Annotated in this window: 28 protein-coding genes and 1 other annotated feature; of the genes, 4 read left to right on the forward strand and 24 right to left on the reverse strand. The window is 50.6% G+C overall.

Annotated elements, in window-relative coordinates; all coding sequences use genetic code 11:
* The first annotated feature begins 23 nt into the window (after nt 1–23).
* The 4 genes from AC5LIL_RS09940 (at nt 24) to AC5LIL_RS09955 (ending at nt 3,250) form a co-directional block, all read left to right on the forward strand.
* The gene (locus AC5LIL_RS09940; RefSeq protein ID WP_214819439.1) at nt 24–1,154 is read left to right on the forward strand and encodes a cysteine desulfurase family protein; all 1,131 of its coding nucleotides are present in this window, start codon (nt 24–26) and stop codon (nt 1,152–1,154) included.
* Nucleotides 1,132–1,671: a transcription repressor NadR gene (locus AC5LIL_RS09945; RefSeq protein WP_214695354.1), complete on the forward strand. Its 540-nt coding sequence runs from the start codon at nt 1,132–1,134 to the stop codon at nt 1,669–1,671. Before AC5LIL_RS09940 ends, AC5LIL_RS09945 begins: the two co-directional genes overlap by 23 nt.
* A gap of 107 nt (nt 1,672–1,778) precedes the next feature.
* Nucleotides 1,779–2,357: a DedA family protein gene (locus tag AC5LIL_RS09950; protein ID WP_214785267.1), complete on the forward strand. Its 579-nt coding sequence runs from the start codon at nt 1,779–1,781 to the stop codon at nt 2,355–2,357.
* Nucleotides 2,358–2,476: 119 nt separating this feature from the next.
* Nucleotides 2,477–3,250: an NUDIX domain-containing protein gene (locus AC5LIL_RS09955; protein ID WP_499824012.1), complete on the forward strand. Its 774-nt coding sequence runs from the start codon at nt 2,477–2,479 to the stop codon at nt 3,248–3,250.
* A gap of 43 nt (nt 3,251–3,293) precedes the next feature.
* On the opposite strand, the gene AC5LIL_RS09960 is transcribed toward AC5LIL_RS09955, so the two are convergent.
* The 24 genes from AC5LIL_RS09960 to AC5LIL_RS10075 form a co-directional block, all read right to left on the reverse strand.
* Nucleotides 3,294–4,571 carry a hemolysin family protein gene (locus AC5LIL_RS09960; protein WP_499824013.1) on the reverse strand — a complete coding sequence of 426 codons (1,278 nt, stop codon included), beginning with the start codon at nt 4,569–4,571 and terminating at the stop codon, nt 3,294–3,296.
* A 43-nt stretch (nt 4,572–4,614) separates the two neighbouring features.
* Nucleotides 4,615–5,904, reverse strand: coding sequence for a GTPase ObgE (gene obgE, locus AC5LIL_RS09965; RefSeq protein WP_074035227.1), 1,290 nt, complete (start codon nt 5,902–5,904; stop codon nt 4,615–4,617).
* Complete coding sequence (locus AC5LIL_RS09970; protein ID WP_274664648.1) at nt 5,905–6,345, reverse strand: Spo0B domain-containing protein; 441 nt, start codon at nt 6,343–6,345, stop codon at nt 5,905–5,907.
* A gap of 66 nt (nt 6,346–6,411) precedes the next feature.
* Nucleotides 6,412–6,693: a 50S ribosomal protein L27 gene (gene rpmA / locus AC5LIL_RS09975; RefSeq protein ID WP_015881155.1), complete on the reverse strand. Its 282-nt coding sequence runs from the start codon at nt 6,691–6,693 to the stop codon at nt 6,412–6,414.
* A gap of 12 nt (nt 6,694–6,705) precedes the next feature.
* On the reverse strand, nt 6,706–7,041 hold the full coding sequence (locus AC5LIL_RS09980; protein WP_074035231.1) for a ribosomal-processing cysteine protease Prp: 336 nt from the start codon (nt 7,039–7,041) through the stop codon (nt 6,706–6,708).
* Nucleotides 7,042–7,044: 3 nt separating this feature from the next.
* On the reverse strand, nt 7,045–7,353 hold the full coding sequence (gene rplU, locus AC5LIL_RS09985) for a 50S ribosomal protein L21 (RefSeq protein WP_015881153.1): 309 nt from the start codon (nt 7,351–7,353) through the stop codon (nt 7,045–7,047).
* A gap of 15 nt (nt 7,354–7,368) precedes the next feature.
* Nucleotides 7,369–7,441 (reverse strand) — a sequence feature (ribosomal protein L21 leader region).
* A gap of 55 nt (nt 7,442–7,496) precedes the next feature.
* Complete coding sequence (locus AC5LIL_RS09990) at nt 7,497–8,822, reverse strand: ribonuclease E/G (RefSeq protein ID WP_499824014.1); 1,326 nt, start codon at nt 8,820–8,822, stop codon at nt 7,497–7,499.
* Between the two features lie 43 nt (nt 8,823–8,865).
* Nucleotides 8,866–9,723, reverse strand: a complete 858-nt coding sequence (gene minD, locus AC5LIL_RS09995; protein WP_499824015.1) for a septum site-determining protein MinD — start codon at nt 9,721–9,723, stop codon at nt 8,866–8,868.
* Between the two features lie 5 nt (nt 9,724–9,728).
* Nucleotides 9,729–10,397 (reverse strand): septum site-determining protein MinC, encoded by a 669-nt coding sequence (locus tag AC5LIL_RS10000; protein WP_243834777.1) that lies wholly within the window; start codon nt 10,395–10,397, stop codon nt 9,729–9,731.
* Between the two features lie 5 nt (nt 10,398–10,402).
* Nucleotides 10,403–10,897, reverse strand: a complete 495-nt coding sequence (gene mreD / locus AC5LIL_RS10005) for a rod shape-determining protein MreD (protein WP_083600174.1) — start codon at nt 10,895–10,897, stop codon at nt 10,403–10,405.
* A gap of 1 nt (nt 10,898) precedes the next feature.
* On the reverse strand, nt 10,899–11,789 hold the full coding sequence (mreC, locus tag AC5LIL_RS10010) for a rod shape-determining protein MreC (protein ID WP_074035245.1): 891 nt from the start codon (nt 11,787–11,789) through the stop codon (nt 10,899–10,901).
* Nucleotides 11,790–11,802: 13 nt separating this feature from the next.
* Entirely contained in the window at nt 11,803–12,840 is a 1,038-nt protein-coding gene (locus AC5LIL_RS10015; protein WP_214695333.1) for a rod shape-determining protein, read from the reverse strand.
* A gap of 198 nt (nt 12,841–13,038) precedes the next feature.
* Entirely contained in the window at nt 13,039–13,479 is a 441-nt protein-coding gene (locus AC5LIL_RS10020) for a hypothetical protein (protein ID WP_499824017.1), read from the reverse strand.
* A gap of 74 nt (nt 13,480–13,553) precedes the next feature.
* A complete protein-coding gene (locus AC5LIL_RS10025) occupies nt 13,554–14,384 on the reverse strand; it encodes a DUF2785 domain-containing protein (RefSeq protein WP_499824018.1) in 831 nt (276 codons plus the stop codon).
* Between the two features lie 72 nt (nt 14,385–14,456).
* The gene (locus AC5LIL_RS10030) at nt 14,457–14,654 is read right to left on the reverse strand and encodes a hypothetical protein (protein WP_499824019.1); all 198 of its coding nucleotides are present in this window, start codon (nt 14,652–14,654) and stop codon (nt 14,457–14,459) included.
* A 167-nt stretch (nt 14,655–14,821) separates the two neighbouring features.
* A complete protein-coding gene (gene radC / locus AC5LIL_RS10035) occupies nt 14,822–15,451 on the reverse strand; it encodes a RadC family protein (protein WP_499824020.1) in 630 nt (209 codons plus the stop codon).
* A 23-nt stretch (nt 15,452–15,474) separates the two neighbouring features.
* Nucleotides 15,475–16,059: a Maf family protein gene (locus tag AC5LIL_RS10040; RefSeq protein ID WP_271305096.1), complete on the reverse strand. Its 585-nt coding sequence runs from the start codon at nt 16,057–16,059 to the stop codon at nt 15,475–15,477.
* Nucleotides 16,060–16,200: 141 nt separating this feature from the next.
* The gene (locus tag AC5LIL_RS10045; RefSeq protein WP_499824021.1) at nt 16,201–16,908 is read right to left on the reverse strand and encodes a hypothetical protein; all 708 of its coding nucleotides are present in this window, start codon (nt 16,906–16,908) and stop codon (nt 16,201–16,203) included.
* Nucleotides 16,905–18,470 carry a pilus assembly protein PilM gene (gene pilM, locus AC5LIL_RS10050; protein WP_499824022.1) on the reverse strand — a complete coding sequence of 522 codons (1,566 nt, stop codon included), beginning with the start codon at nt 18,468–18,470 and terminating at the stop codon, nt 16,905–16,907. The genes AC5LIL_RS10045 and pilM overlap by 4 nt, the downstream gene beginning before the upstream one ends.
* Before the next feature lie 13 nt (nt 18,471–18,483).
* On the reverse strand, nt 18,484–19,236 hold the full coding sequence (locus tag AC5LIL_RS10055; protein ID WP_499824023.1) for a prepilin peptidase: 753 nt from the start codon (nt 19,234–19,236) through the stop codon (nt 18,484–18,486).
* Nucleotides 19,237–19,319: 83 nt separating this feature from the next.
* On the reverse strand, nt 19,320–19,814 hold the full coding sequence (locus AC5LIL_RS10060; RefSeq protein WP_499824024.1) for a prepilin-type N-terminal cleavage/methylation domain-containing protein: 495 nt from the start codon (nt 19,812–19,814) through the stop codon (nt 19,320–19,322).
* A 142-nt stretch (nt 19,815–19,956) separates the two neighbouring features.
* Nucleotides 19,957–21,174 (reverse strand): type II secretion system F family protein, encoded by a 1,218-nt coding sequence (locus tag AC5LIL_RS10065; protein ID WP_499824025.1) that lies wholly within the window; start codon nt 21,172–21,174, stop codon nt 19,957–19,959.
* 6 nt (nt 21,175–21,180) lie between these two features.
* Nucleotides 21,181–22,218 carry a type IV pilus twitching motility protein PilT gene (locus tag AC5LIL_RS10070; RefSeq protein ID WP_499824026.1) on the reverse strand — a complete coding sequence of 346 codons (1,038 nt, stop codon included), beginning with the start codon at nt 22,216–22,218 and terminating at the stop codon, nt 21,181–21,183.
* Nucleotides 22,211–23,881: a GspE/PulE family protein gene (locus AC5LIL_RS10075; RefSeq protein WP_499824027.1), complete on the reverse strand. Its 1,671-nt coding sequence runs from the start codon at nt 23,879–23,881 to the stop codon at nt 22,211–22,213. Before AC5LIL_RS10075 ends, AC5LIL_RS10070 begins: the two co-directional genes overlap by 8 nt.
* Between the last annotated feature and the right edge of the window lies 1 nt (nt 23,882).

Genomic DNA, 23,882 nt, shown 5'->3' on the forward strand with positions numbered 1-23,882 from the left:
ACATGAGAAAAGGGGAGTCCATGATGAACCGCTACTTCGACTACGCCGCTACACATCCTATGACACATGCAGCATTAGACCATTACGTGGCTATGGCCAAAAACGTTTATGGGAACCCATCATCACTCCACGCGCACGGATATATGGCTGAAGATTATTTGACAGAGGCACGGCGACTACTTAAACAAGCACTAGGACTCGATGTCTTACGTGGTAAGTTATTATTTACTGGAAGTGGTTCTGAAAGTAATTACATCGCGCTGACGAGCTTACGGAAACGCATGAAAGGAAAAGAAGTCATCACGTCCTGGCACGAACATGATTCGGTCGCCCTCCTGCTTGAAGAATGGGAACGCGAAGGGATCATCGTCCATCGCTTAAAATTGAAAGACGGAAAGTTTGATTTGGAGACGTTCACGCACTTACTCGACCGTGACATCGGACTCGTCACGCTCCAACACGTCAATTCCGACACGGGATGGGTGTTGCCGCTCCATCACATCCAATGTCTCCTAAAATATAAAAAGATTCTCTTTCACGTGGACGGGGTACAGGCACTAGGGAAAATCCCGATTTCTGTGGAAGGAATCGACGCCTACTCGTTCAGCGCCCATAAGGTCGGTGGTCCAAAAGGGATCGGTGCCCTCTATATGGAACGCTTGATTCCCCCACCTTACTACCCGGGTCATCACCAATACGGGATTCGTCCGGGTACGATCGATGTTCCAGGAATTAGCGCCTTCGTCAAAGCGCTCGGGGAACGTCAGGATCAATTGACACGTTTTCAGAGAAATTTCATGGCGTTTCGTGCTATCTTGAAAGAGAAGACGTCAGCGTATGTCCATTGGCTCGAGTTTGACGAACAAAGTCCCGCTATCTTTTCCTTCGTATCCCATCAACGCGACGGACAATGGTGGATGACCGAGCTCGACGATCTCGGGTTCCAAGTATCCGCCGGGTCAGCATGTCGCGCCGGTCAGAACGGACCGAACCGCATGCTCGAAGCACTCGGATATGAGACGAGCGCCTGCCACGGCCTCGTCCGCATTTCCTTCGGCGCACAAACGACCGTCGAAGACACATCGGCCCTCGCCGATGCCATCGTCACTTTAGCAAGGAGAGTCGAACATCATGAACAAACGTTTAGCCGGTGAAGAACGCCGTCGCACTTTACTTCAACTGATCGAATCGAGCAATGAACCGATCACTGGATCTGAACTGGCAAGGCATGTATCCGTCAGTCGCCAAGTCATCGTCCAAGATTTGTCGCTCTTAAAAGCGAAAGGTCACCAAATCGTCGCCACCGCTCGCGGTTACGTTTATTTGCACGGCGACTTCACCCCGTCTACTTATTCAAAAAAGGTGGCTTGCCGCCATACGGCAGAAGAGATGGAGGCAGAGATGAACGCCATCGTCGATGAAGGGGTCACCATCAAAGATGTCATCATCGACCACCCCGTTTACGGATCCATCACGGGACAGCTCATGGTGAAGAGTCGACGTGACGTCCGCGCCTTCCTCGAACGGGTCAAGGCACACGGGGCCTCACCGCTCTCGCAATTGACCGGAGGATTACATGTCCATACACTTGAAGCCGATCATCAGGAAGCGATTGATGCCGCGGTGAAAGAGCTTGACCGGCTCGGTATTCTCGTATCCGAATTAGATTGAAGAGATGTCACGAATATGTGACATCTCTTCTTTTTCTTTTCAGTCATGTCCGTTATACTGATGGATGGAACAAGTTTCCTGCAATCACTTTGAAAGGAGATCTCGTCATGAACGTCCTCGAGCACATGCTTGCCGTATGTGGTGTTTTCAGCATTCCTCTCGGCATCTTCATCCAATTCATCCCGAACGAACTCGTTCTCGCATATGGCGGCTTTCTCGTCGATTCGCATGACGCGTCTTTCTTCCTGATGTTCCTACTGGCGTGGGTTTCCTTCACGCTCAGTCAGATCGGTCTGTACTGGATTGGTCGATATGGTGGGCGTCCCGTCGCCTTGAAGCTGTATCGTTATTTCCGGATTCGGCAAGACAAGCAACTGCGGGCCGAGCGCTGGTTTGAGAAATACGGGGCATGGATCGTCTGTCTCAGCCTGTTCTGGCGCCAGCTGTTCGCGGTCAGTGCCGGCGTGATGCGCCTGTCGTTCCGAAAGTTCTTGTCGGTGACGACCGTCATTTTTGCCGTCTGGTCATTCATCTTCATTCATGTCGGGATGATGCTCGGCAACAACTGGCGGATGATTGGCCACTTCATGGACGACATCCTGCCCTTCCTGGCGCTCGCCATCGGAATTTTTCTCGTCGTCCGTCATCTTCGTCAGCAACCAAAACATGTGAAAGAATCAGCGTAACGAACGCTGATTCTTTTTTTGTCGGAAAGGGAAACGCTATCATCTGTCGAATAAGAACCATGTAAGCGAATCGCGGTCACACAAACAGGACACCGCACAACGAAAAAGGAGGAATCACCATGTTCCATCGCCGTAAAACGTATACGATTCGACCTGAACGCCTGCAAGAATTCACCGACTTCTTCCATACATACATCTATCCGATTCAAGCGTCCCATGGCGCTCGCCTCGTCGGACGCTGGGTGACCGAAGACAAATCCGAGGTCATGGCATTATGGGAATATCGGGACCGTGAACACTATGAACAAGTCGAGCGGGACTACCGTGGTAGCACGTTACGACGGGACGCCATGAAGCAGCGAGCCCGCCTCGGAAAAGACCTGTATATCAAGTCGAGCGAAGAGTTCATGATGCCGACCGGTCACTACACGCCGCCGCGTGCGATTGTCTGTGTGACAGCGTATATCACGAACGAAGCAGGTGAAATCCTCCTCGTCAAAAACATGCACCGGAACGATTCGTTCGAGATGCCGGGCGGACAGGTGGAAGAGCACGAGTCACTCGTCGACGCCATCCACCGTGAAGTGAACGAAGAGACAGGCGTGAAAATCGAGGTCGAAGGCATCACGGGAATCTATCAAAACGTGTCGTCCCGCGTCCTCTGCGTCACGTTCCGCGCAAAATATGTATCCGGGGACCTCAGACCACAAGCCGGGGAAACACAGGAAGTCGGATTCTACAAAGTCGACTCGCGTAACGTCGGTGACTATATCAAACGGGAGCACTTCCAGATGCGCTTCCTCGATGCGATCGACCCTGTATATATGCCATACGCCATCTACAAAGTACGTCCATACGAATTGATTGAGCGCATCGAGCGCCAATCGGTGTAACGCAAAAAGGGATGATCCGCTATGCGCGAATCATCCCTTTTCTTTATGCTTCTTCTTGTAGGCCTTCTTGCTGTGATTGTCCAGTCTCCACTAACAGTTTCCGGACACGGCGTTTTTCCACGTGGAGAACGGTGAACGTCATATCTTGATACGTGACTTGTGCACCTTTCTCCGGAATGTCGCCGAGTAATTCAACGAACCAACCGCCCATCGTGTTGGAATCGACGTCTGGTTCCGCAATCCCCATCTCTTCGGCGAATTCATCGACGTTCATGTCAGCCATACATTCGTAGACCCCTTCACGGAGACGTCGGAGATAGACGACGGATTCGTCGTGCTCATCCCAGATATCGCCGACGAGTTCCTCGAGCATGTCTTCTAACGTGATGAGACCCGCCGTGCCCCCGAATTCATCGAGGACGACAGCCATGTGAGATTGTTTCTGTTGGAGAATCGGAAGTAGTTCAATCAATTTCGTCTGTGGTGACACGTATGTGAGCGGTCGGATGAGCGAACGGACATCCGTCACTTCATCCTTCATCATCGAACGTAAGAAGTCACGTTCTGACAAGACACCGATGACGTTGTCAATCGAGTCTTTGTAGACCGGCAAACGTGAATGTCCCCCACTGAAAATCGTGTCTTTGATTTCATCGAGCGAATCGTCGATGTCGACAGCCAAAATATCGATTCGCGGCGTCAAGACGTCATCGACGGTAATATCGTTGAAGGCGAAGGCGCTATGGACGAGCTCAGCTTCCGTCTCACCAAGCACACCTTCCTCTTCTCCCATATCGACGAGCACTTTCAACTCTTCTTCCGTGACTGACGGCTCCTTGTCTTTCATCCCGATCATCCGAAGCGTCAACTTCTTCAACCCAGTGAAAATCATCGTCACCGGTTTGAGGACTTTGACGAGGAACACGAGAATCCCGCTGATAAGAAGCGAATACTTCTCCGCAAACTCTTTGGCGAGCGACTTCGGTAAAATCTCACCGAAGATCAAAATGATGACCGTCGTCGCGAACGTCGACACGAGAAGACCCGTACCGCCACTAAAAATCGACGTGGCGATGGCGGTCGATACCGTCGCCGAACCGATGTTGACGATGTTGTTCCCGACGAGGATCGTCGAGAGCGTATCGTCAAAGCGGTCGACGAGACTGAGGACGCGTTTTGCGGCTTTGTCGCCGTCTTCTGCCATCCGAATCATCCGAACACGGTTTACACTTGAAAGCGCCGTTTCTGCTGATGAGAAAAACGCTGACAACATGACGAGAACTACATATAGAATTAAACTTGACGAGGGCACAGGGTCCACGTTAGCTTCACACTCCGTTTCTTCTTAACAAATAATTTTTTTCTTACTCCACGAACTCGAATTCGAAGTCGAGAATCGCAACAACGCTACCGTCTTCGGCACCGAGCTTACGAAGATCATCATCGACGCCCATCTGACGCATTTGACGAGCGAATCGTTTGATCGACTCATCATGGTCAAAGTTCGTCATCTTGAAGAGCTTCTCGATGCGAGGGCCCGTGATCACGAAGCGATCGTATTCATCGATGTGGATTTGATAGCCTTTCTCTTCCTTCTCATAACGATACACGACACGAGGCGTCGCTGTCTTCTCTTCAAGCTCATCGAGTGGGAATTCAGGTGTCGTATCGACAAAGTTCGCCACTTCGATCAACAAGTTACGAAGGCCATCTTGTGCGAGGGCAGAAATTGGGAAGACTTTGACATCGTCTCCTACTTTCTTCTTGAACTCTTCAAGATGTTCCTCTGCGTCCGGCATATCCATTTTGTTCGCCACGACGACTTGTGGACGCTCGAGGAGACGTAAGTTATACGACTCGAGCTCACGGTTGATTGTCGTGTAGTCTTCGAACGGGTCGCGTCCTTCCATTCCACTCATATCGATCATGTGAACGATGACTTTCGTCCGTTCGATATGACGAAGGAATTGGTGACCGAGACCAACGCCTTGGCTAGCCCCTTCAATCAAACCTGGAAGGTCGGCCATGACGAAGCTACGGTCGTCCGCTGTCTTGACGACACCGAGGTTCGGTGTGATCGTCGTGAAGTGGTACGCGCCGATTTTCGGACGTGCCGACGAAACGACAGACAGAAGCGTTGATTTCCCGACAGACGGGAAACCGACGAGTCCGACGTCTGCGAGGAGTTTCAATTCAAGACGCAATTCACGCTCTTGACCTGGTTCACCGTTCTCCGCGATTTCTGGAGCCGGGTTGGCCGGTGTCGCGAAACGACAGTTCCCACGTCCACCACGTCCACCTTTGGCGATCGTCGCTTGTTGTCCGTGCTCCGTCAAGTCGGCGATGACCGTATCCGTCTCTGCGTCGAATACGATGGTACCAGGTGGGACTTTGACGATAAGCGGCTTCGCTTTACGTCCGTGCATCCCTTTTGACATCCCTTTTTCGCCATCGTGGGCAATAAACTTCTTCGAATAACGGAAATCAACGAGTGTGCGTAATCCTTCTTCTACTTCGAAGACGACGTCTCCACCGTGACCACCGTCACCACCTGCAGGTCCACCATCTGGGACATACTTTTCGCGACGGAAGGCAACCATCCCTTTTCCGCCGTCTCCAGCTTTTACAAAAATATTAACCTGATCGACAAACATTTATTTCCCCTCCTTTATGTGAAACGTAGTCATCTCTACGTTCTGTTCGTACACATCGGCTGACGTGAGCACGTCTTCCGGGACTTCTCCCGTGACGCGAACCATCAGTCCGTCCGTGAACGTCACATGAATCGGCCCGTCCGTGTCTTTCAACAAGCGGACAAGCATCTCTGCCACTCGCGCATCATCGATGGCGAGTTGGTCGGTCGAAATCGTATACGTCATCCGTCCTTCCCAATTCGCTTGAATCACGACAAGGCTCGTCTGTGGCACGTTCAACCGAACGAGCGCACTCTCCTCGTCGGCCTGTTTCCGATAGCGTTCGTAAAGTTCCTCGAGCTTATTCGGATCGAGTGCCGCATAGAGCGAGATCAATTGAAGCCGATTCATCCATTCGTGACGGACGGTCGATAAGAGCTCGAGTGTCTGTTCTGAATCCATTTGATCCTCTCCTAGAAAAAAAGACTCTAACCAAAAAAGTGGCTAGAGTCTTCTGCGTCGTTCAACTTACGCGACTGGGTAAACGCTCACTTGTTTCTTGTCGCGACCAAGACGCTCATAGCGTACTACGCCGTCAACTTTCGCAAACAAAGTGTCGTCGCCACCACGGCCAACGTTTTCACCTGGGTGAATCTTTGTACCGCGTTGGCGGTAAAGGATTGATCCAGCTGAAACTGTTTGTCCGTCAGCGCGTTTTGCACCGAGACGTTTCGAAATTGAGTCACGACCGTTTTTAGTCGAACCAACTCCCTTTTTCGAAGCGAAGAACTGAAGGTTCAATTGTAACATGAGGTCCACCTCCTATTGTTCAATTTGGATATATTCACCGTAGCTTTGGGCGACCGTGTCTAACTGCACGAGCATCCCTTCTAATAACAGTTGGGTGCGTTCCATATCCTGCGGTGATAAGTCAGGATACGTCTCGACATAAAAGTAACCACCCTCTGTTTGATCTGCCATTTCTACAAGAAGCGATTGACCCGCAAGCGTTTCGACGGCGTTATAGGCACCAAATATGATGGCTGAAACACCGGCGCACACCAAGTCAGAACCAGGTTCTGCAAAGTTGGCATGACCAGTCACTTCGACGGAGCGAATCGAGTTCGCCTCGTCTCGTCTTACCTTGACCCGAATCATAGCTTACGCTTCGATTTTCTCGATGCGAACTTTCGTGTAAGGCTGACGGTGACCTTGCTTACGACGGTAGTTTTTCTTAGCTTTCATTTTGAAGACAGTGATCTTCTTAGCGCGGCCGTGTTTTACCACAGTACCGACAACTTTAGCGCCTTCTACGAGTGGAGCGCCGACTTTAACATCGTCACCACCAACGAAAAGAACCTCACCGAATTCTACAGTACCTTCGACATCAGCATCGAGTTTTTCGATGTAGATCTCTTGACCTGCTTCAACTTTGATTTGCTTACCACCAGTTTTGATGATTGCGTACATATACGTGCACCTCCTTGTTAAACTCAGACTCGCCATCCTGGGCAGGGCAAATACCTTTAAAACCCGTTCTGTGCGGTTGTAGCCATTTGGGTGCTTCCAAACGAACTAACGTTATAGATAATACCACTCTCAATTATTCATTGTCAACGGCGAGATAAGAAATTCTGACATTCTGCGGACGTCCCGTAAAAGGCGAACTCCGGCTCCCCTTCGACGAGGTGTACGTCAATGTCAAATTCATGCCAGGAAGCGTCATGCCACTTCTTAGGTAGTGCGAGTACGACCGCCTCGTATTGCCCACTCAGATCAAGGAGCGCGCGTTCAAACTGCGAGAAGACGGCCAGTTTCGACGGCTTGCCTCCATATGTCATCCGGTCTTGGATCGAGCGTCCGGTCCGCTCCCGTGACAATTCGAATAAGCCCATCCGTGTGAAGCCGTACACTTCGACGCGTCGTGGGTCACGTGCCCCGAGCTCTTTCAACTTTTTCAGGAGACGAGTTTGACCATCTTTCGAGCCGCGTAGGAAGTCGATGACAATCATGCCGCCGATGTTACGTAAGCGCAACTGCTCCATGATCGTATAGAGCGCCGCTTCATTGATTGTGTCGGCCGCGCGCCCCTTGTCTTTGACGGCGACGTTCTTCCCGCTGTTGACGTCGATGACGGTCATCGTCTCGACTTGTTCGATCAAGACGAACGCCCCGCCATCTAACCAGACGGCACGACTCTCGAGCTTTTCAATCGCCTCGTCGAGACGCTTCGCCTCCGGGATTCGACCTTTCCCGATGTGACGTTTCACGGGAACGTCCAAGCGTTCGACGCGAGCTTGTCCTTCCTTGTCGTTCAAGAGGACCGACTCGACCGCATGGCGCCGTACGAAATGTTCACATAGTAGTTCGTCTTGCCCGTAACGCTGTTCGATCACAGCTTTCGCACGGTCGCGGAGTAGATCGAGTTCTTCCTGTAAGGCGTCTGGTGCCACTTGTCCGGCCTCCGTCCGAAACAGGACCCCTTCCTCTTCTGAAAGCGCAATCGACTTCGAGAGACGGTCCTGCGTGACGAGGTCGAGCTTCCGACTGAACAGTTTCCGACGACCGTACGGGAAGTAGACGAGGTAACGTCCACCGAACCGAATGTTTTCGGTCACTTTATGATGCTTGCCGTTGATGCCTTCTTTCGTCACTTGCACGAGTCGTTTTTCCCCGACGACAGCCGCTTGTCCGATGGCAGGCACGTCCGGATACGAGGCCAGTGCGCGAAGCGTCTCCGCAATCGGTAAAAAGAACGTCGTCTCCCCGTCCGTCAAAAAAGCCGCACCGAGTGACGGATGGATCCGTTCAATCGCAGCCTCGACAATCGTACCGACCGATAATTGGTCGACGAAGCGTTCTTCGACCTCGAGTAACCGTTCCCCGTCCACGAGCATCGCCCGTTCAATGGAAGGTGTTCGTTCGTAGATTAACTTCATGTGCACCTCTCCTTTCGACAGAAAAAGGCAACTTTCGTTGCCTTTACCCTTTTTTCATTCCAAATTTCATCATGAGTCGTGCCCAAAAGCCGACCGGCGCCGTCTCTGTCTGAATCGACATGAGCGGGACCGATTCGCCGAGGATGCGACGCGTGATGTTGCGGTACGCTTGTCCGGCATTGTTGTCCGGGTTCATCGTGACCGGTACCCCGCGGTTCGCAGCGGCAATGACTTCCTCATCATCGATGACGACGCCAAGGAGGTCGATCGACAAGATGCGCATGATGTCATCGATATCGAGCATATCGCCCGATTCGACGAGGTGGTTCTTCACCCGGTTGACGACGAGCTTCGGTGCTTCGATGTGACTCGCTTGCTCGAGCATCCCGATGATGCGGTCCGCGTCTTGAACGGCCGCCTTCTCAGGCGTCGTGACGACAATCGCCTCGTCCGCTCCAGCAATCGCGTTCATGAACCCTTGCTCGATCCCTGCAGGGCAGTCAATCAAGACGAAATCATATTCTGTCTTCAACTGGTCGACAATCTCTTTCACTTGCTCAGGATTGACCGACGTCTTGTCTTTCGACTGTGCGGCCGGAAGTAAGTACATCTCTTCGAACCGTTTGTCGCGAACGAGCGCCTGATTCAACTTACATTGTCCTGTGATGACGTCGACGAGGTTATAAATGCTCCGGTTGTCGAGTCCGAGAATGATATCGAGGTTACGCAACCCGATATCCGTATCGACGAGGCAGACCGAGTGTCCAGACAAGGCGAGCCCCGTCCCGATGTTGGCGGTCGTCGTCGTTTTCCCGACGCCCCCTTTTCCTGATGTCACGACGATGGCTCTGCCGTTTTTCACTTCTTTTTCTGTATGTACAGGCTCCACTACTTGCTCCATTCCACTCACCCTCTCTGTAATTCCATTGCATATGCGTCTTTCAGACCGGTCATGACGTGGCGGAGACGTGTCATCTCAATCCCGTCATTCGTCTGATACGCACAACCCATCTCAATCTCAGGAAGTTCTTCCTCATCGTCGGACGTGAGAACATGTTCGCCGATTGCCAAAAACTTCGGATGGAGGAGGCTCGCGGTAATGACCGCTTCTTCCCATCCTTCGACACCCGCACGCACATTTCCTCGTATCGTGCCCAAACAATAAATACTTCCTGTCGCCCGGACCTCAGAACCGGGATTGATGTCCCCGATCACAAGCACCGAGCCATCAAACGCGAGGACCTGTCCACTGCGAATCGTCCCACTATGATAATGGAACGTCTTTCTGCCGTACGTCGCTTTCGCTTCTTCCGTCAACATGACATCGCTCGACAAGTCTTCAATATAAAAAACGCCATGACGAGCGACGACCTCACGAATTTGACGTGTCAGCTCCTCGTCAAGATAACGAGTACCCGCGTGCAACTTCAGGGCAATCTTACCGGACGGCGGCTCCATTTCTTGTAATGTCGCTTCAAAGTCCGTAAGCACCTCGTCGATGCCACTCTTCGGATTGAAGTGGATGGCAATTCCGTTGCGATGTCCTTTAATCGTAATGTGTCGTTTACGCTCCATCATGGCTACCCTCTTTTCACAACAGGTCGGATCGTCACATACCGCATCATCGGATAATAAAGAATCACGATGGCGATGGCATTGACGAGCACGGTCCCTGGAATCTGTTCAATCAATAGTGTTTGAATCGTCATCAACGTCCCACCGATTGCTGCCATGATCCCGTATATCGCAACTGTGAATACGACAATCATGAACGTGAAGGTGATGGTGACGGAGAAGAAGTTCTCACCTATATATTTTAACACGAAGCTGGCTAAGAGAGGAATGAGTGAAAAAGTAAATACATAAATTCCGAGCAAGTCGGTGTAGACGATATCATACAGCAATCCGAATACAAGACCGAACCCGAGCGCCGTCTCCCATCGACCGTACAGACTGACGAACATCAGCCCGATTAGCGTCAATAAAAGATACGGCGTGGCATAGTGCCACGAGAAAATCGATGCCCATGTTCCTTCAATAAGAAAAAGGAGGAACAGGGCGATGAACACTTTCATGTTACTCACCCGCTGCTCCTCCTTCCTCGGGACCCGTTAGAAACGGTTCGTCTAGTGTCCGATCAATCACGTACATTTGTGAGAACTCATTGAAGTCGGCCTCCGGTTTGATCCGGGCGACTTGAGAGACGCCATATTCGTCCGTCTCGATCGACTCGATCGTACCGATGACGAGTCCGGCCGGGTAACGTCCTCCGAGTCCAGAGGTCGATACAATTTCTCCTTCTTTCAGCTTGACGCTATTCGATACTTTCGTGAAGAATAACTCGTTCGTCTCCGTATCGAAGCCGTCAATCGTCCCATACGTCGCTTTGCCGTCAGCATCTTTGACGACAGCCGAGACGTTGTTCGTCCGGTTGTTGTCGCTGAGCAGCTGCACTTGTGACGTATAGGCACTCGTTTGAATGACACGACCGACCATCCCGCTCGCCGCGGTCACGGCCATGCCTTTCTCAACGCCGCTTTCAGAACCGACGTTGATGGTGACGTAGCGTTGCCAATCGTTCGGTGTCCGCCCGATGACCTCCGCCGGAATGAGGTCGAAGTCGCGTAACGACTCGTCTTTCGCTTCGACCATTTTCCGAAGCTCCTCATTCTCACGGCGCAAATCATCTGCCTCAACCGATACCTCAGCATACTTCGCCAAATGTTCTTTCAGTTGACGGTTCTCTTCGTAGATGTCGCGGACGTCCGAGATGGATGAGACGGTCGAGTCCATCCATCCGATTGGTACCGCGAACACTCGCTGGAACGTGCCGACCACATCACGCGTGACGTCTTGGTACCAGGCTGATTCCGATCGTCCTCGAATCGAAACCCCTAAAATGACGAAAAACAAGATCAGTACAATTAGCGTGATGATGAGCTTTTTATTACGTACGAATCGGCTCATCGTGTCTCACCTCTCATCGACGTGACGAGATGCCTGATTTCGAACGGAGGACGTCCATCATTTCAAGAGATTTTCCTGTACCGACTGCTACACAGTCGAGTGGCTCATCCGCAACGAGTGTCGGGATGTGCGTCTCGTCTGAGATGACGTCGTCCAAGTTTTTGAGGAGCGCGCCGCCGCCAGTCAAGACGATTCCACGGTCCATCACGTCAGCCGCGAGTTCTGGTGGTGTTTGTTCGAGCGTCTGCTTGACACCTGCCAAGATCGCTTCGACTGTATCTGAGAGTGCTTCGCATACTTCTGTAGATGACACTTCAATTTGTTTCGGAAGTCCTGTCACGAGGTCGCGACCACGGATTTCCATCTTCTCCGCCTCGTTTGATGCGTCGATACGTGCTGAACCGACTTCCATCTTGAGCGTCTCGGCCGTACGTTCCCCGATCATGAGGTTGTACTTGTTTTTGATGTAACGAATAATGGCGTCATCCATTTCGTCACCACCGACACGAATCGATTGGCTTGTCACGATGCCGCCGAGTGAGATCACTGCGACTTCGGTCGTACCGCCACCGATATCCACGACCATCGAGCCAGTCGGTTCCCAAACCGGGAGACCTGCGCCGATTGCTGCCGCGAACGGTTCTTCGATTGTATAAGCTTCACGAGCGCCTGCTTGTTTTGCCGCGTCTTCAACAGCGCGTTTTTCAACAGACGTGATGCCACTTGGCACACAAATCATGACGTTCGTTTTCGATGAGAACAAACCGCCTTTTGATTTTTGCGCTTGCTCCATGAAGTATTTGATCATCGTTGCTGTCGTTTCAAAGTCAGCGATAACGCCGTCTTTCATTGGACGACGAGCAGAGACGTTCCCTGGTGTACGTCCAATCATATCTTTTGCCTGGTTACCAACGGCCTCAATTCTACCTGTATCTGTGCGGAACGCCACAACGGACGGTTCACGAACAACAATTCCTTGACCCTTTACGTAAACGAGCGTATTAGCCGTTCCAAGGTCGATTCCGATTTCTCGGTTAAAACTACGAAACATAGGTGTTGCTCCTCTCTTCGTTACACTATTTTTTATTATAACGGAAAAATCATGTTTGAAAACGTTCATTCGATTACAGGTTATTTACAATAACCGCATCTCAGTCCTGTCTCACCGTCTACTAGTTTGCCTTCTTTTGAGGAAAAAGGCAAATCAAAAAAAGCAGACGCGAGTAGGCGTCTGCCTAATAGAGAACGGTTACAAACCAGGTTGGAGCGGGAGTAAAAGCATCGCTCCGTAAAAGAAGACCGAAAAGATAAGCACCGGTCGAAAGAAACGGGATGGTTTCACGCGCGTCGCCCCGGCTAAAAAGCTCGATGTCGTCATAACGAATATGTAGATCCCAACGTACATAAGTAGCAAGCGGACGGGCACCGTCCAAATGCCAAGTTGGTCGAGTTCGTTGAAAGTGAATACAACCAGACCAAGATAGGCGATGAGTGATAAAATGCCTACCCCGACACCGACGAGCGGTGAGACGCGATTGAGCCAGTGGTCCTCATCGAACCGAAGGAATAGCGTCGTACTCACGAATAAAAATAGAACGAACAAAGCGAGCGAGAAGATCGTTGTGTCTAGATGGACGTAGCTCACAAGGAGCGATACGCCAAGCATGAACAACCAGATGATTTTTTCCATGTTGAACACCTCACCTGACAATCTTACCAAAGTTCACAAGTCAATTGGAGGAAATTGTATATTTCTTTTCTTAGTCATAGTTTCTTTAACGTATGCAAGGTAGTTTGTTGCAAGGAAACGTGAAGATGGTCTTCGTTTAATCGGATGTACAGACCTTTTAAAAATGTTTTCACGTTATGAACAACGTACCAGTATCGTTCATCATCAAGGTGTGGCTTGAGATTCGCAACATCCTGCGGCAAACTTTCTAGCTTGCGACGAACAGCTCCGATATCCATCCCACGATCGAGTAATCGAAGGAGCGGGTTGATGAGACGTTCCTCCTCATCATGCGCCAATATGTCAGAACGCATGATTTGTACGATGATGATATTGAACAGTTCAGGAAATGACTTTGGCTTGAGTTTGGGATTTGCGATGAGCTCGTCTACCGCATCTGCAGCGTGGGCGATCGAGTGGGCCCACCCATTCCCATTTACGTATCCTCTTGTGTCTTTCTCTAATGTTAAGTATTGAATAAGAGCAGTCTTTGTACGCTTGAACTGCTCCTCTGTCAAAAAATTCTCTTCTATATCTCGATGGAGGATCAATGCCATCAGTAAGGTCGTGAACGCTCTCGTGAAAACGTCGTCCGACTTCATTTTCTCTATCCCATGAAATAAAAGAGACTCCACGGACGTTTCAAGTAGCTCACTCATCTTGTCAATTTCGATGTCTTTTTGTTCAACGATGAGGCGAAAGAACATTGTGTATATGAGTCGATCACGGAGTTCGCCGTCCGGTGATCCGATATGCTGAACCATACTTGTGAGAATGGCTTCTTTATTTTTTTCGTAATACGTCAGATTTCCATCTTTCATCATCCGAAGGGTTTCTTTTAATTCATCTTCCGGCAATACATTCATATTCCAACACCGCTCTTCTCAATTTCATTCTTTATCTAATTTTTAGCCAAATTTTAGTTTAGATATCACTATTCATTCATGTCTTTCATTCGAATGTTGTGGTGACTCTTCTCCACCGGAATTAATCATCCACAAACTTAACATCAAACAAATCAATCCGCCCAGTCCCGTCGTAATCAAGGACAATTGCTCATCAAAAAAGGATTTACTGACTGCTAAGAAAATAAGAAATCCCCATCCAATCACATTCCATATCGTGATTTGCGACAAATTAGACACCTCCTGTGCGCAAAGTAATGCATGATCATTTCTGCCCTCTTCAAATTTTACATCTTCCTTCATCATTTTCCAACTATATACAAAAAATAAAGAGGTGTCGTCATTCTATAAGACAACAAAATAAAAAAGCAGACATCCCGATGCCTGCTTCCCACTTCTCACCCATTCATATATCCTCGCTGCTTCATACTGACGTAATGGTCTTCCCCAATGATGACGTGATCGAGACAGGCGATGCCGACGATGTTCCCTGCTTCGACCAACCGCTCGGACACTTCGATGTCTTCTCGACTCGGCGTCGCGTCCCCACTCGGATGATTATGCACAGCGATAAAGCACGCCGCAGACAACTTGAGCGCTTCGCGGAACACGTCACGCGGATGCACGATTGACGAATTAAGTCCACCAACAAAGAGCGTCTTCTGGGCAATCAGTTGATTTTTCGTGTTGAGATACAGACAAACGAAATGCTCCTGATTCAAAAGCCGCAATTCATCCCGCAACAACTCATACGCATCTTGCGGCGACCGAATCGTCGGCATACTCGCTTTCGGTTCTTCGACGTATCGAATCCCAATCGTGAATGCGGCCAGGAGTTGCTCCGCCTTCTTCTTCGTCATCCCTTCGATTTTGCACAAGTCATGGACGGACGCCTGTGACAGCGCCCGTAACGTCGGATACACGTCCGAGATACGGCGTGCCGTCTCCATCGGGTCCGGTCCCCGCCCTCCGATTTGAAGCAATCTGGCGATGGCGGTCTCTACACTACGGTCAATCACCATGGTCATTCCTTCACCTACTTTCAAGGCATTCACAGGAAGCGAGGCGTCACCCCATGCCGGTCGAGCGTCTTGACAAGCGGATGAATCGGCAAGCCGACGACGTTATAAAAATCACCTTCGATTTTCTCAACGAAAAGACCACCCGACCCTTGGATGCCGTATGCTCCCGCCTTGTCGTACGGTTCTGTGGAATCAAGGTAATCTTCCATCCAACTCTCCGGAATCACATCGAATGTCACATGCGTCGTCGTGACGAACAAGTCCTGCGTCGCACCGATGATGCTCACGCCTGTGAGCACTTCATGGGTCGAGCCGGATAAGCGTTCGAGCATCCGTTTCGCATCCTCACGGTCCGCTGGCTTCTCCAAGATGACGCCGTCTAAGACGACGACCGTATCCGCGCCGATCACGATAGCATCTCGATGATCACGTGCCACATCCATCGCTTTCTCACGAGCGAGACGGGCAACGTAATCGCTCGGGGACTCCTTGCCGTCCGTTCCTTCCGTCACGTTCGATGGGATGACCTCATGCTCGATTCCCGCTTTACGCAGTAACTCCGTACGTCGTGGTGACATCGAGGCGAGAATGACACGCTTCTGTGTTGAATTCATTGTATCGACTCCTTCTCTTCTTCTAAAACGGGCTTCCTTGCAGTTTCACACTTCTCTGTTGATTGTAGGCAACACGGGTCGTAAACACAATCACTCGGGTCGAAAAAAACGCCCCTTCATTTTTTGAAGGGACGTGTCAATTCATGGTGTCGTATAGTCGTAGACTGGAATATCCTTCTGTTCGAAAGCCGGTTCCGGGATGTAACGATCTGGTACGAGCTGATCGAGGTCTGGACGATAGAAGGCATCCAGCTCGACCGTAAAATCAAGCGCCTGTACTTCTTCGACCGTATTTGGTCCCGTCTCGGCTGGTCCCGTGAACTGGACCGTCCGCAACACATGGATGCGGTTCATCGACTCAATCGATTCCAAGAACGAGACGAGGGCATCATACGTTTCGGCCTGAAGGGTCACGGTCGAACGAATTGTCGAGGCATTGACCGGTGCGACGTCCGTCGGTTCAGCCGGTTCATTCGTCTCACTGACGTCGGCCGGATTGAACGGCTCGACTGTCTCAGGTACCTCAGACTCAGCTACTAGCCCATCGGCGAACGCGATACTTGTGACATCGACGCCAGCTAATAAGCTTGCCTGAGACAACGCCTCGACGACCGTATCGAGTGCAGGTGCCGTCGGAACGCGTGTCTGGAGCGTTTGTGAGTCTGCCACGTCTACGGCTTTCCCTTCTTGACGCAACAGTTCAAGCTTCGTCCGTTCGAGCGAGAGGTCTCGCTCGAGCGCTTCGACTTCTCCTTGTTTGATGAAGTACGTATAACCGAAGTAAGCCGGAGCTATGATGGCTGCGAGGAGGCAAATCGCAAATAACGCATAAATTGTCGAACGCTTCATTGACTCACCACCTCCGCATCTGCTTCCTCTTCTTCAGTCAATTCTTCCTCCACGTCTTGGAACATGAACGTGAACTCTCCGATGTAGCGTGGAAGGGGGTCTTCTTCGAATGAACTCTCTTCTTCCTCTTCTGCCGACTTCAATTCGGTCGTCACGCCGAGAAGCTTCACGTCAAGGAAGCGTTCATCGGTCATAAGCGAACGTTGGAAGGCGTTCAAATCTTCAAGCGTCTCAAATTGTGTCCGCACGCTCATAATCGATCCGTCCGCGTAGTTATACGTCAACACGTAACCCGTCGGAGGCAATTGTTCGGTCAGCGCCCGAAGTGCCGGCACCGCATCTTTCTCCATGTCCGTCAACGCCGTCACGGTCTGGTCGAGCGAGAGCACTTGTTGTGCTTTCGAGTTCACTTGTTCCGTTTGATAGATTTCAACAAGTTGGAGTTCCTCTTCAATACGTGCTTGTTCTGCTTCCAATTGCCCCACCTCATAGTAAAGGTAACCGGCAGCGCCTCCTCCGAGGAGAAGTGCGACAAGTCCCGTCACGATTGGCCAACGGAGCGTCACATCGGTCGAGTTGATAAAGTTCGTATCCTGGTCCCGTTGAAGGGTCGCCATCCCGAGTAAAGGAAGCATCTGATGCGATAGCGGTGTCCCATGGGCAATCGCGAGCGGTTGTTCGACTCGAGTCACGGAGACGAGAGATTCGGCTTGAATCATGCGGACGAGGTCATCCACTTCAGATACTGTACCCGAGACGTACAAGTGGTCGATGGCACGACCATCCGTCCGTAGCGAGTAACGATAGAAATCAAGGAATCGGGCGAGTTCGTTCAACCAGTCATCCATCTGGTTCGCTTTCATCTCATCCGTCCCGTTGTATGTATACGTCACGACGCCGTCTTTCGTCCCGACTTGGTACGGGAGGTCTGACTCAATCGAACGAATGAAGCGAATCTGTCCTTCTTCTAACACCAACAATTGATGCGAGAACGGGGTCACATGCCAAATCAGTGTCGACTGAAGTGAATCGATCTCCGATAAACGCATGACACCGTTCGCGACCGCGACAGAGCGTGGCGTGATTTTCTTCAAAGCGAGACCACGTTTTTTCATGTACGAGCGCAGCGACTTCGTCAGCTCAATCGATACGGCATGAAGCATGACGTCCGTCTTGACCCCGTCTTCGCCTAACACTTCATAATCGAACGACACATCATCGAACGGTAAGATGATGGAACTGCCGATTTCCATGAACAAGTAGCCACGAATCTCATCCTTCGGAATCGTAGAAGGAATCTCGACTTTCCGTGACAACACTTCCGTCTCATCCAATGCGACCGCGCACGTCATTCCGCGACGAACTTTCAATTTACGACAGAGTTCGTCGAAGGCGAGACTGAACGCCGTCTCATCGAGAATCTTTCCTTCGCCATACGCATCTTTTGCCAACTGAACCGAGGCGCTTCGTTTGAACACACCTTGTTTGATGACGGCACCGTGGATGCTGAGTGCATCAAACGAAAAATAGGTGACCGTCCCTTTCTCTATCCCACGACTCATGATCGTTTTCCCCCTACATCAACTCAAAATACCAATCAAAAAAGCTTTCACTAAACCAAAACGTCAACATCGTCCCGAGCGCGATCGATGGCACGAACGGAATCGGTTGTTTTCGTCCAATTTTCTTTGAGGCGATCAAGCCCACTCCGACAACCGCTCCAATCAAGCTCGACAAGAACAAAGCGACGAGGACATCTCGAGGACCGAGCACGAGACCGATCATAGTAAACAATTTGACGTCCCCTGCCCCAAGTCCCCCTTTTGAGACGAAAAAGACGGTCGCTAAAAGAGAAAATCCGAGAAGCGCCCCAGCAAGCGGTGACCACCACGTGGCTCCTGTGACGTATGTAAGGACGAGTAATATCGGTGCCGTGATCCGCAAGATGACGTTCGGCACGAGCATCGTTGATAGATCAGATACGGCGAGGGCCAACAACGTCGATAAGAAGGCGAACGCGAGGAGCGTCGTCATACTAAATCCGTAAAGTGTAAAGCTATAGCCATATCCGATAGCTCCGAGCAATTCAAAGATCGGATACGTCGGCGCGATCCGCTCGCCACACCCACGGCATCTCCCACGAAGGGCGAGATAGCCGAAAATCGGGATGAGTTCCCACGGTGACAATTCGTGACCGCAAGACGGACAATGTGAGCGCGGTGTCACGATAGATTGATTGCGTGGCACGCGGAGCCCGACGACGTTCGTGAACGACGTGATAACCGCCCCGAGGACGATGCTATATAAGAATCCAATCAATTCGATCAAGGGAGGATCCTCCTTTTGTCAGTATATGCCAAAAACAGAAAACCGGCTAGGCTGAGCGAGTGCCCAGCGCCAGCCGGAGGGAATTATGGAGCAGTTGCTAAATTACCACTTTCTTTATTAAGAGAACTTTCGCCTTTATCTACAAATTTGAACTTAGATCCTGTCAAATTAACAGTATAAGTGTATGTCCCGCTACTTTCAGTTATGTCTACTGTAGCTACTGAATAAGCACTTCCGCCAAACGGATCTTTCATATCACTAATATATGATTGAGTTCCTACAATTCGCGGTGTAGTCCCCGCAGCAGCAGTATCAGTTTTTACTTTGAAGTCTAAACGCGTTTTGTCTAGTACAGGATTCGATGCAGTATACAATTTTGCCGCACTGACCATTTGTTTTGCATCAGCAACCATTGCATCCTTTTTCGAGTTCTCGATAATCCCACCAATCGCAACAACCGCGATGGCTGCGATAATTCCTAAAATAACAACGACAACGAGCAACTCGACGAGTGTAAGTCCACGCTCATCTTTTAATTGTTTGGCATCTTGCCAAATCATTTTCAACTTCTCTACCATGATTCATTCTCCCCTTTTGTGTGTTGTGCTGCATGTAAGCTAGATTTATTACGAAAGACCTAAACTAGAAGTAGAACAATTTTACTATACCTTCTAAATAAAGTATTGAAAAGGTATATTTTCAAAACTCTGCATATTCCGTTTACTGATTTTGAATATCGCCATAGATTTGGAACATCGGAACGACAATCGAGATGACAATCACCCCGACGACACTCGCTAGGACAACGATGAGAAGTGGCTCGATAATCGACTTGAGTCGATCCGTCGTCGTCTCGACCTCTGTCTCATAAAACTCGGCGACTTCGTTTAACATCGAATCCAAATCCCCGCTTTCTTCCCCGACCGCAATCATTTGCGTCATGAGTGGTGGGAAGTTCGAGTTGCGCATGAGCGGTTCGTGGAGCGGGATCCCTTGTGCCATCATTTCCCGTGCCTCCGTCAATCCTTTTCGGATGACGCGGTTCGACACGATACGTTCCGTGATCTCGATGGCTGTTAAAATCGGAACCGCTGCCTGTAACAGGACGGCCAAGCTTCGCGTCAGTAGCGCGATTTGCGACTTCGTCACAATCGGTCCGAAAATCGGCATCTTGAGCAGCAAGCGGTCGATGACGAATCGTTCTCGGTCCCGCTTCAACATCCACGTGAACACAAGCACCCCGAGTATGGCGATAGCGAGTAAGAGCCACCAGAACGCCGCGATAAAGTCTGAAACGGCGACGACGATTCTCGTGATGAGCGGAAGCTCACCGCCGAGTTGACCGAAGATGCTCGCGAACGTCGGAACGACGTTTACCATCAAGAAAGCGACGACACCGATGGCGACAATCGAGACGACCAACGGATACGTCAAGGCGGATATGACTTTCCGCTTCACATCATATTGTTTCTGGAGTTGGAGCCCGATCTGGTCGAGCGCCTCCTCCAAGTTCCCACTCGTCTCCCCGGCAAGTGCCATCGAACTGAAGAAGTTCGAAAAGATGCGTGGATGTTTTTTGATCGCCTCGGAATAGGCAATCCCTTCTTTCAAGTCATCCTCGACTTGACTGAGTGTCTTCTTCAAGACTTTCGATTCGGTCTGTACCCGCAAGATGGACGTCGCACGGACAATCGGCACCCCTGCTCGGATGAGCGTCGCGAACTGTCTGACGTACATGATTAGATGTTCGATTTTGACCCGTTCCGGTAGGATGTTGACCTCTTTGTTTAAGCCGGTCGACTCGAGTTCGGACAAGTCCGTCACAAGAATCGATTCTTGGCGTAACTTATCTTTTGCCTCCCGAAGCGAGACGGCCGTGATGCGACCTTTCTTGCGCTTCCCGTTCAGGAGCTTTCCTTCGTACTGAAATATCGCCATCACTCATCACCTCATCTCTTCTGTCGGGACGGCGTTCGGATTGATGATCCCTTGCCGTACGAGCTGTTCAATCGCGGCATCCATCGACTGCATCCCATGCTGGCGACTCGTCTGGATGACGGTCGGAAGCTGGAACTCTTTTTCATTTCGAATCAAGTTGGCGACCGCCGGGTTCCCTAGCATGATTTCCATCGCGGCGACACGACCTTTCGGCACATCGATTCGTGGAAACAATCGTTGACTGACGACCCCGAGCAAAACGTTCGCGAGCTGCGTCCGGATTTGATCTTGCTGCTCGGCCGGGAACGCATCGATGATTCGGCTCACGGTCGACATCGCACTCGATGTATGGAGCGTCGCCATGACGAGGTGCCCCGTCTCGGCTGCTGTCATCGCCGTCGAAATCGTTTCCAAGTCACGCATTTCCCCGAGCAAAATGACATCCGGGTCTTGGCGCAAAGCCGCTCGTAGACCGCTCACGAACTTCATGACGTCCGAGCCGATTTCGCGTTGGTCGACGATGCTTTGGTCGTGGGAATGCAAATATTCGATCGGATCTTCTAACGTGATGATCCGCTTTCGTTGCGTCCGATTGATCTCGTGAATCATCGCCGCAAGCGTTGTCGATTTCCCAGACCCGGTCGGCCCCGTCACGAGGATGAGACCGTGCGGTTTTTCAATCAATCGCTTCAACACTGTAGGCAAGTTGAGTTCATTTAATGTCGGGATTTCCCCGGAAATGGAACGGAATGCGATGGCAATCGTTCCCCGCTGATAATAGGCGTTGACACGGAAACGTGAGACACGCGGCACCCCGAACGAGAAGTCGAGATCACGTTCATGCTCGAGCCGTTCACGCATATCCTCCGTCATAATTTCTTTTAAAAAGGCTTCAAGATGATGAGGCAATACTTTCTCCTCACCCATCGTGATGAGACTCCCGTCTACCCTAATGATTGGTGGCGAACCTGCCGTCAAATGAATGTCTGAGGCGCGTCGCTCGACCGCATTCGTCAAGATGACTTCAATCGATTGATTAATCATAAGCACTCTCCGTAATGACCGTTCGTAATATTTCTTCAGTCGTCGTCAACCCGGCTGCGACTTTTTCTAGTCCGTCAGCCAGTAAGAACGTCGCTCCTTGTGACTTCGCGTATTCCACCATCTCAGATTCGGTCGCCTGGTTCATAATCATCCGTCGTAATCCTTCGTTGATTGGAATTACTTCATGGATGGCGAGACGCCCTCGGTATCCTGTCGAGTTGCATGAAGAACATCCTTTTCCACGAACAATTCGGTCGATGTGAATGCCTTCTGCCTCGAAGAGACGTTGTTCACTTTTTGAGACCGGTTCTGCCTGACCACAGTCACGACAGACGCGTCGTACGAGACGTTGCGCGACGAGCCCGGTCGTCGAAGCGGCGACGAGGAACGGTTCGACACCCATATCGACGAGACGGGTGATGGAACTGATGGCCGAGTTTGTATGTAGTGTAGATAGGACGAGGTGTCCTGTAAGTGAGGCCCGAATGGCAATCTCGGCTGTTTCGGTATCACGAATCTCCCCGACCATGACGATGTTCGGGTCTTGTCGTAAAATCGAACGAAGACCAGATGCGAACGTCAAACCGACTTTGGAGTTGACCTGAACTTGATTGATCCCATCGAGCTGATACTCGACCGGGTCTTCTACCGTGATGATGTTTTTCGTCTCGTCATTCAACTCTACTAGTGAGGCATAGAGAGTCGACGACTTCCCTGAACCGGTCGGACCAGTGATGAGAATAATGCCGTTCGGACGTTTGAGCATTTCGCGATACGCTTGCTCGTTTCGTTCCCCGAATCCTAGTTTCGTCAAATCTGTCAGCCCTTGTGACGAGTCGAGCACTCGAATTACAATCTTCTCCCCGTACATCGTTGGGAGCGTCGACACACGGAAGTCATAGGCGCGATTGCGTAACGTATACTTAATCCGCCCATCTTGTGGGAGACGACTTTCCGTGATATCGAGGTTACTCATGACTTTGAGGCGTGTCAGCATAACACTTTGAATTTTCTTCGGATAAATCGTTTCCGTACGCAAATCTCCATCAATCCGAAAGCGGACATGAAGTTGTTTCTCATGTGGGTCGAAATGGATATCTGATGCTCGTTGATCGATTGCACTCAAGAAGATTTGGTTCACGAGACGAATGATTGGGGCATCGTCCCGACTAGTCGTTTCTTGTCGATCCATATCCGGTGCATCTTCCTTTAAAATCTCGACGAGTGAATGATCCATCTCATAATAACGACTGATTGTCTTTCGAATCTGTTCACGTGTCGAAATACCAATCTCGATATTCATCCCAGTCTGCAAACGAACGTCATCGATCGCAATCAAATCGAGTGGGTCGGCCGTCGCAATATGAAGCGTGTTTCCAATCAATTGATACGGCATGACATCATGTTTTTGTGCCAATGCTTTCGGCACGAGTTTCGTGACGGTCACGTTGATATCTTGTGCATACAGCTCGATAATCGGCACATGGAGTTGTTCATGAATCATCTGAATCAATTGCGTTTCGGTAATGTGGTTCAACCGAATGAGTGTGTCCCCCAGCTTTTCACCTGGGCGTTTTTGTTCGAGCGCTTCATCGAGCTGACTCGTCGTTATGAGTCCGGCCTCGATGAGCATCTCGCCGAGTCTTCGTTTCGTTCGTCTCACG

The sequence above is a fragment of the Exiguobacterium sp. RM11 genome, assembly GCF_059821525.1.

Bases quoted from the DNA above. Each gene is read 5' to 3' on its own strand.
- AC5LIL_RS10015 (WP_214695333.1), bottom strand. From the start codon at position 12,840: ATGTTTCGTAGTTTTAACCGAGAAATCGGAATCGACCTTGGAACGGCT.
- AC5LIL_RS09970 (WP_274664648.1), bottom strand. From the start codon at position 6,345: ATGGATTCAGAACAGACACTCGAGCTCTTATCGACCGTCCGTCACGAA.
- AC5LIL_RS09955 (WP_499824012.1), top strand. From the start codon at position 2,477: ATGTTCCATCGCCGTAAAACGTATACGATTCGACCTGAACGCCTGCAA.
- mreC (WP_074035245.1), bottom strand. From the start codon at position 11,789: ATGAGCCGATTCGTACGTAATAAAAAGCTCATCATCACGCTAATTGTA.
- AC5LIL_RS09940 (WP_214819439.1), top strand. From the start codon at position 24: ATGAACCGCTACTTCGACTACGCCGCTACACATCCTATGACACATGCA.
- mreD (WP_083600174.1), bottom strand. From the start codon at position 10,897: ATGAAAGTGTTCATCGCCCTGTTCCTCCTTTTTCTTATTGAAGGAACA.
- rplU (WP_015881153.1), bottom strand. From the start codon at position 7,353: ATGTACGCAATCATCAAAACTGGTGGTAAGCAAATCAAAGTTGAAGCA.
- AC5LIL_RS09945 (WP_214695354.1), top strand. From the start codon at position 1,132: ATGAACAAACGTTTAGCCGGTGAAGAACGCCGTCGCACTTTACTTCAA.
- AC5LIL_RS10070 (WP_499824026.1), bottom strand. From the start codon at position 22,218: ATGATTAATCAATCGATTGAAGTCATCTTGACGAATGCGGTCGAGCGA.
- pilM (WP_499824022.1), bottom strand. From the start codon at position 18,470: ATGAGTCGTGGGATAGAGAAAGGGACGGTCACCTATTTTTCGTTTGAT.
- obgE (WP_074035227.1), bottom strand. From the start codon at position 5,904: ATGTTTGTCGATCAGGTTAATATTTTTGTAAAAGCTGGAGACGGCGGA.
- AC5LIL_RS09950 (WP_214785267.1), top strand. From the start codon at position 1,779: ATGAACGTCCTCGAGCACATGCTTGCCGTATGTGGTGTTTTCAGCATT.
- AC5LIL_RS10060 (WP_499824024.1), bottom strand. From the start codon at position 19,814: ATGGTAGAGAAGTTGAAAATGATTTGGCAAGATGCCAAACAATTAAAA.
- AC5LIL_RS10045 (WP_499824021.1), bottom strand. From the start codon at position 16,908: ATGAAGCGTTCGACAATTTATGCGTTATTTGCGATTTGCCTCCTCGCA.
- AC5LIL_RS10065 (WP_499824025.1), bottom strand. From the start codon at position 21,174: ATGGCGATATTTCAGTACGAAGGAAAGCTCCTGAACGGGAAGCGCAAG.
- AC5LIL_RS09980 (WP_074035231.1), bottom strand. From the start codon at position 7,041: ATGATTCGGGTCAAGGTAAGACGAGACGAGGCGAACTCGATTCGCTCC.
- AC5LIL_RS10025 (WP_499824018.1), bottom strand. From the start codon at position 14,384: ATGAATGTATTGCCGGAAGATGAATTAAAAGAAACCCTTCGGATGATG.
- AC5LIL_RS10020 (WP_499824017.1), bottom strand. From the start codon at position 13,479: ATGGAAAAAATCATCTGGTTGTTCATGCTTGGCGTATCGCTCCTTGTG.
- AC5LIL_RS10040 (WP_271305096.1), bottom strand. From the start codon at position 16,059: ATGAATTCAACACAGAAGCGTGTCATTCTCGCCTCGATGTCACCACGA.
- AC5LIL_RS10000 (WP_243834777.1), bottom strand. From the start codon at position 10,397: ATGGAGCGTAAACGACACATTACGATTAAAGGACATCGCAACGGAATT.
- radC (WP_499824020.1), bottom strand. From the start codon at position 15,451: ATGACCATGGTGATTGACCGTAGTGTAGAGACCGCCATCGCCAGATTG.
- AC5LIL_RS09990 (WP_499824014.1), bottom strand. From the start codon at position 8,822: ATGAAGTTAATCTACGAACGAACACCTTCCATTGAACGGGCGATGCTC.
- rpmA (WP_015881155.1), bottom strand. From the start codon at position 6,693: ATGTTACAATTGAACCTTCAGTTCTTCGCTTCGAAAAAGGGAGTTGGT.
- minD (WP_499824015.1), bottom strand. From the start codon at position 9,723: ATGGAGCAAGTAGTGGAGCCTGTACATACAGAAAAAGAAGTGAAAAAC.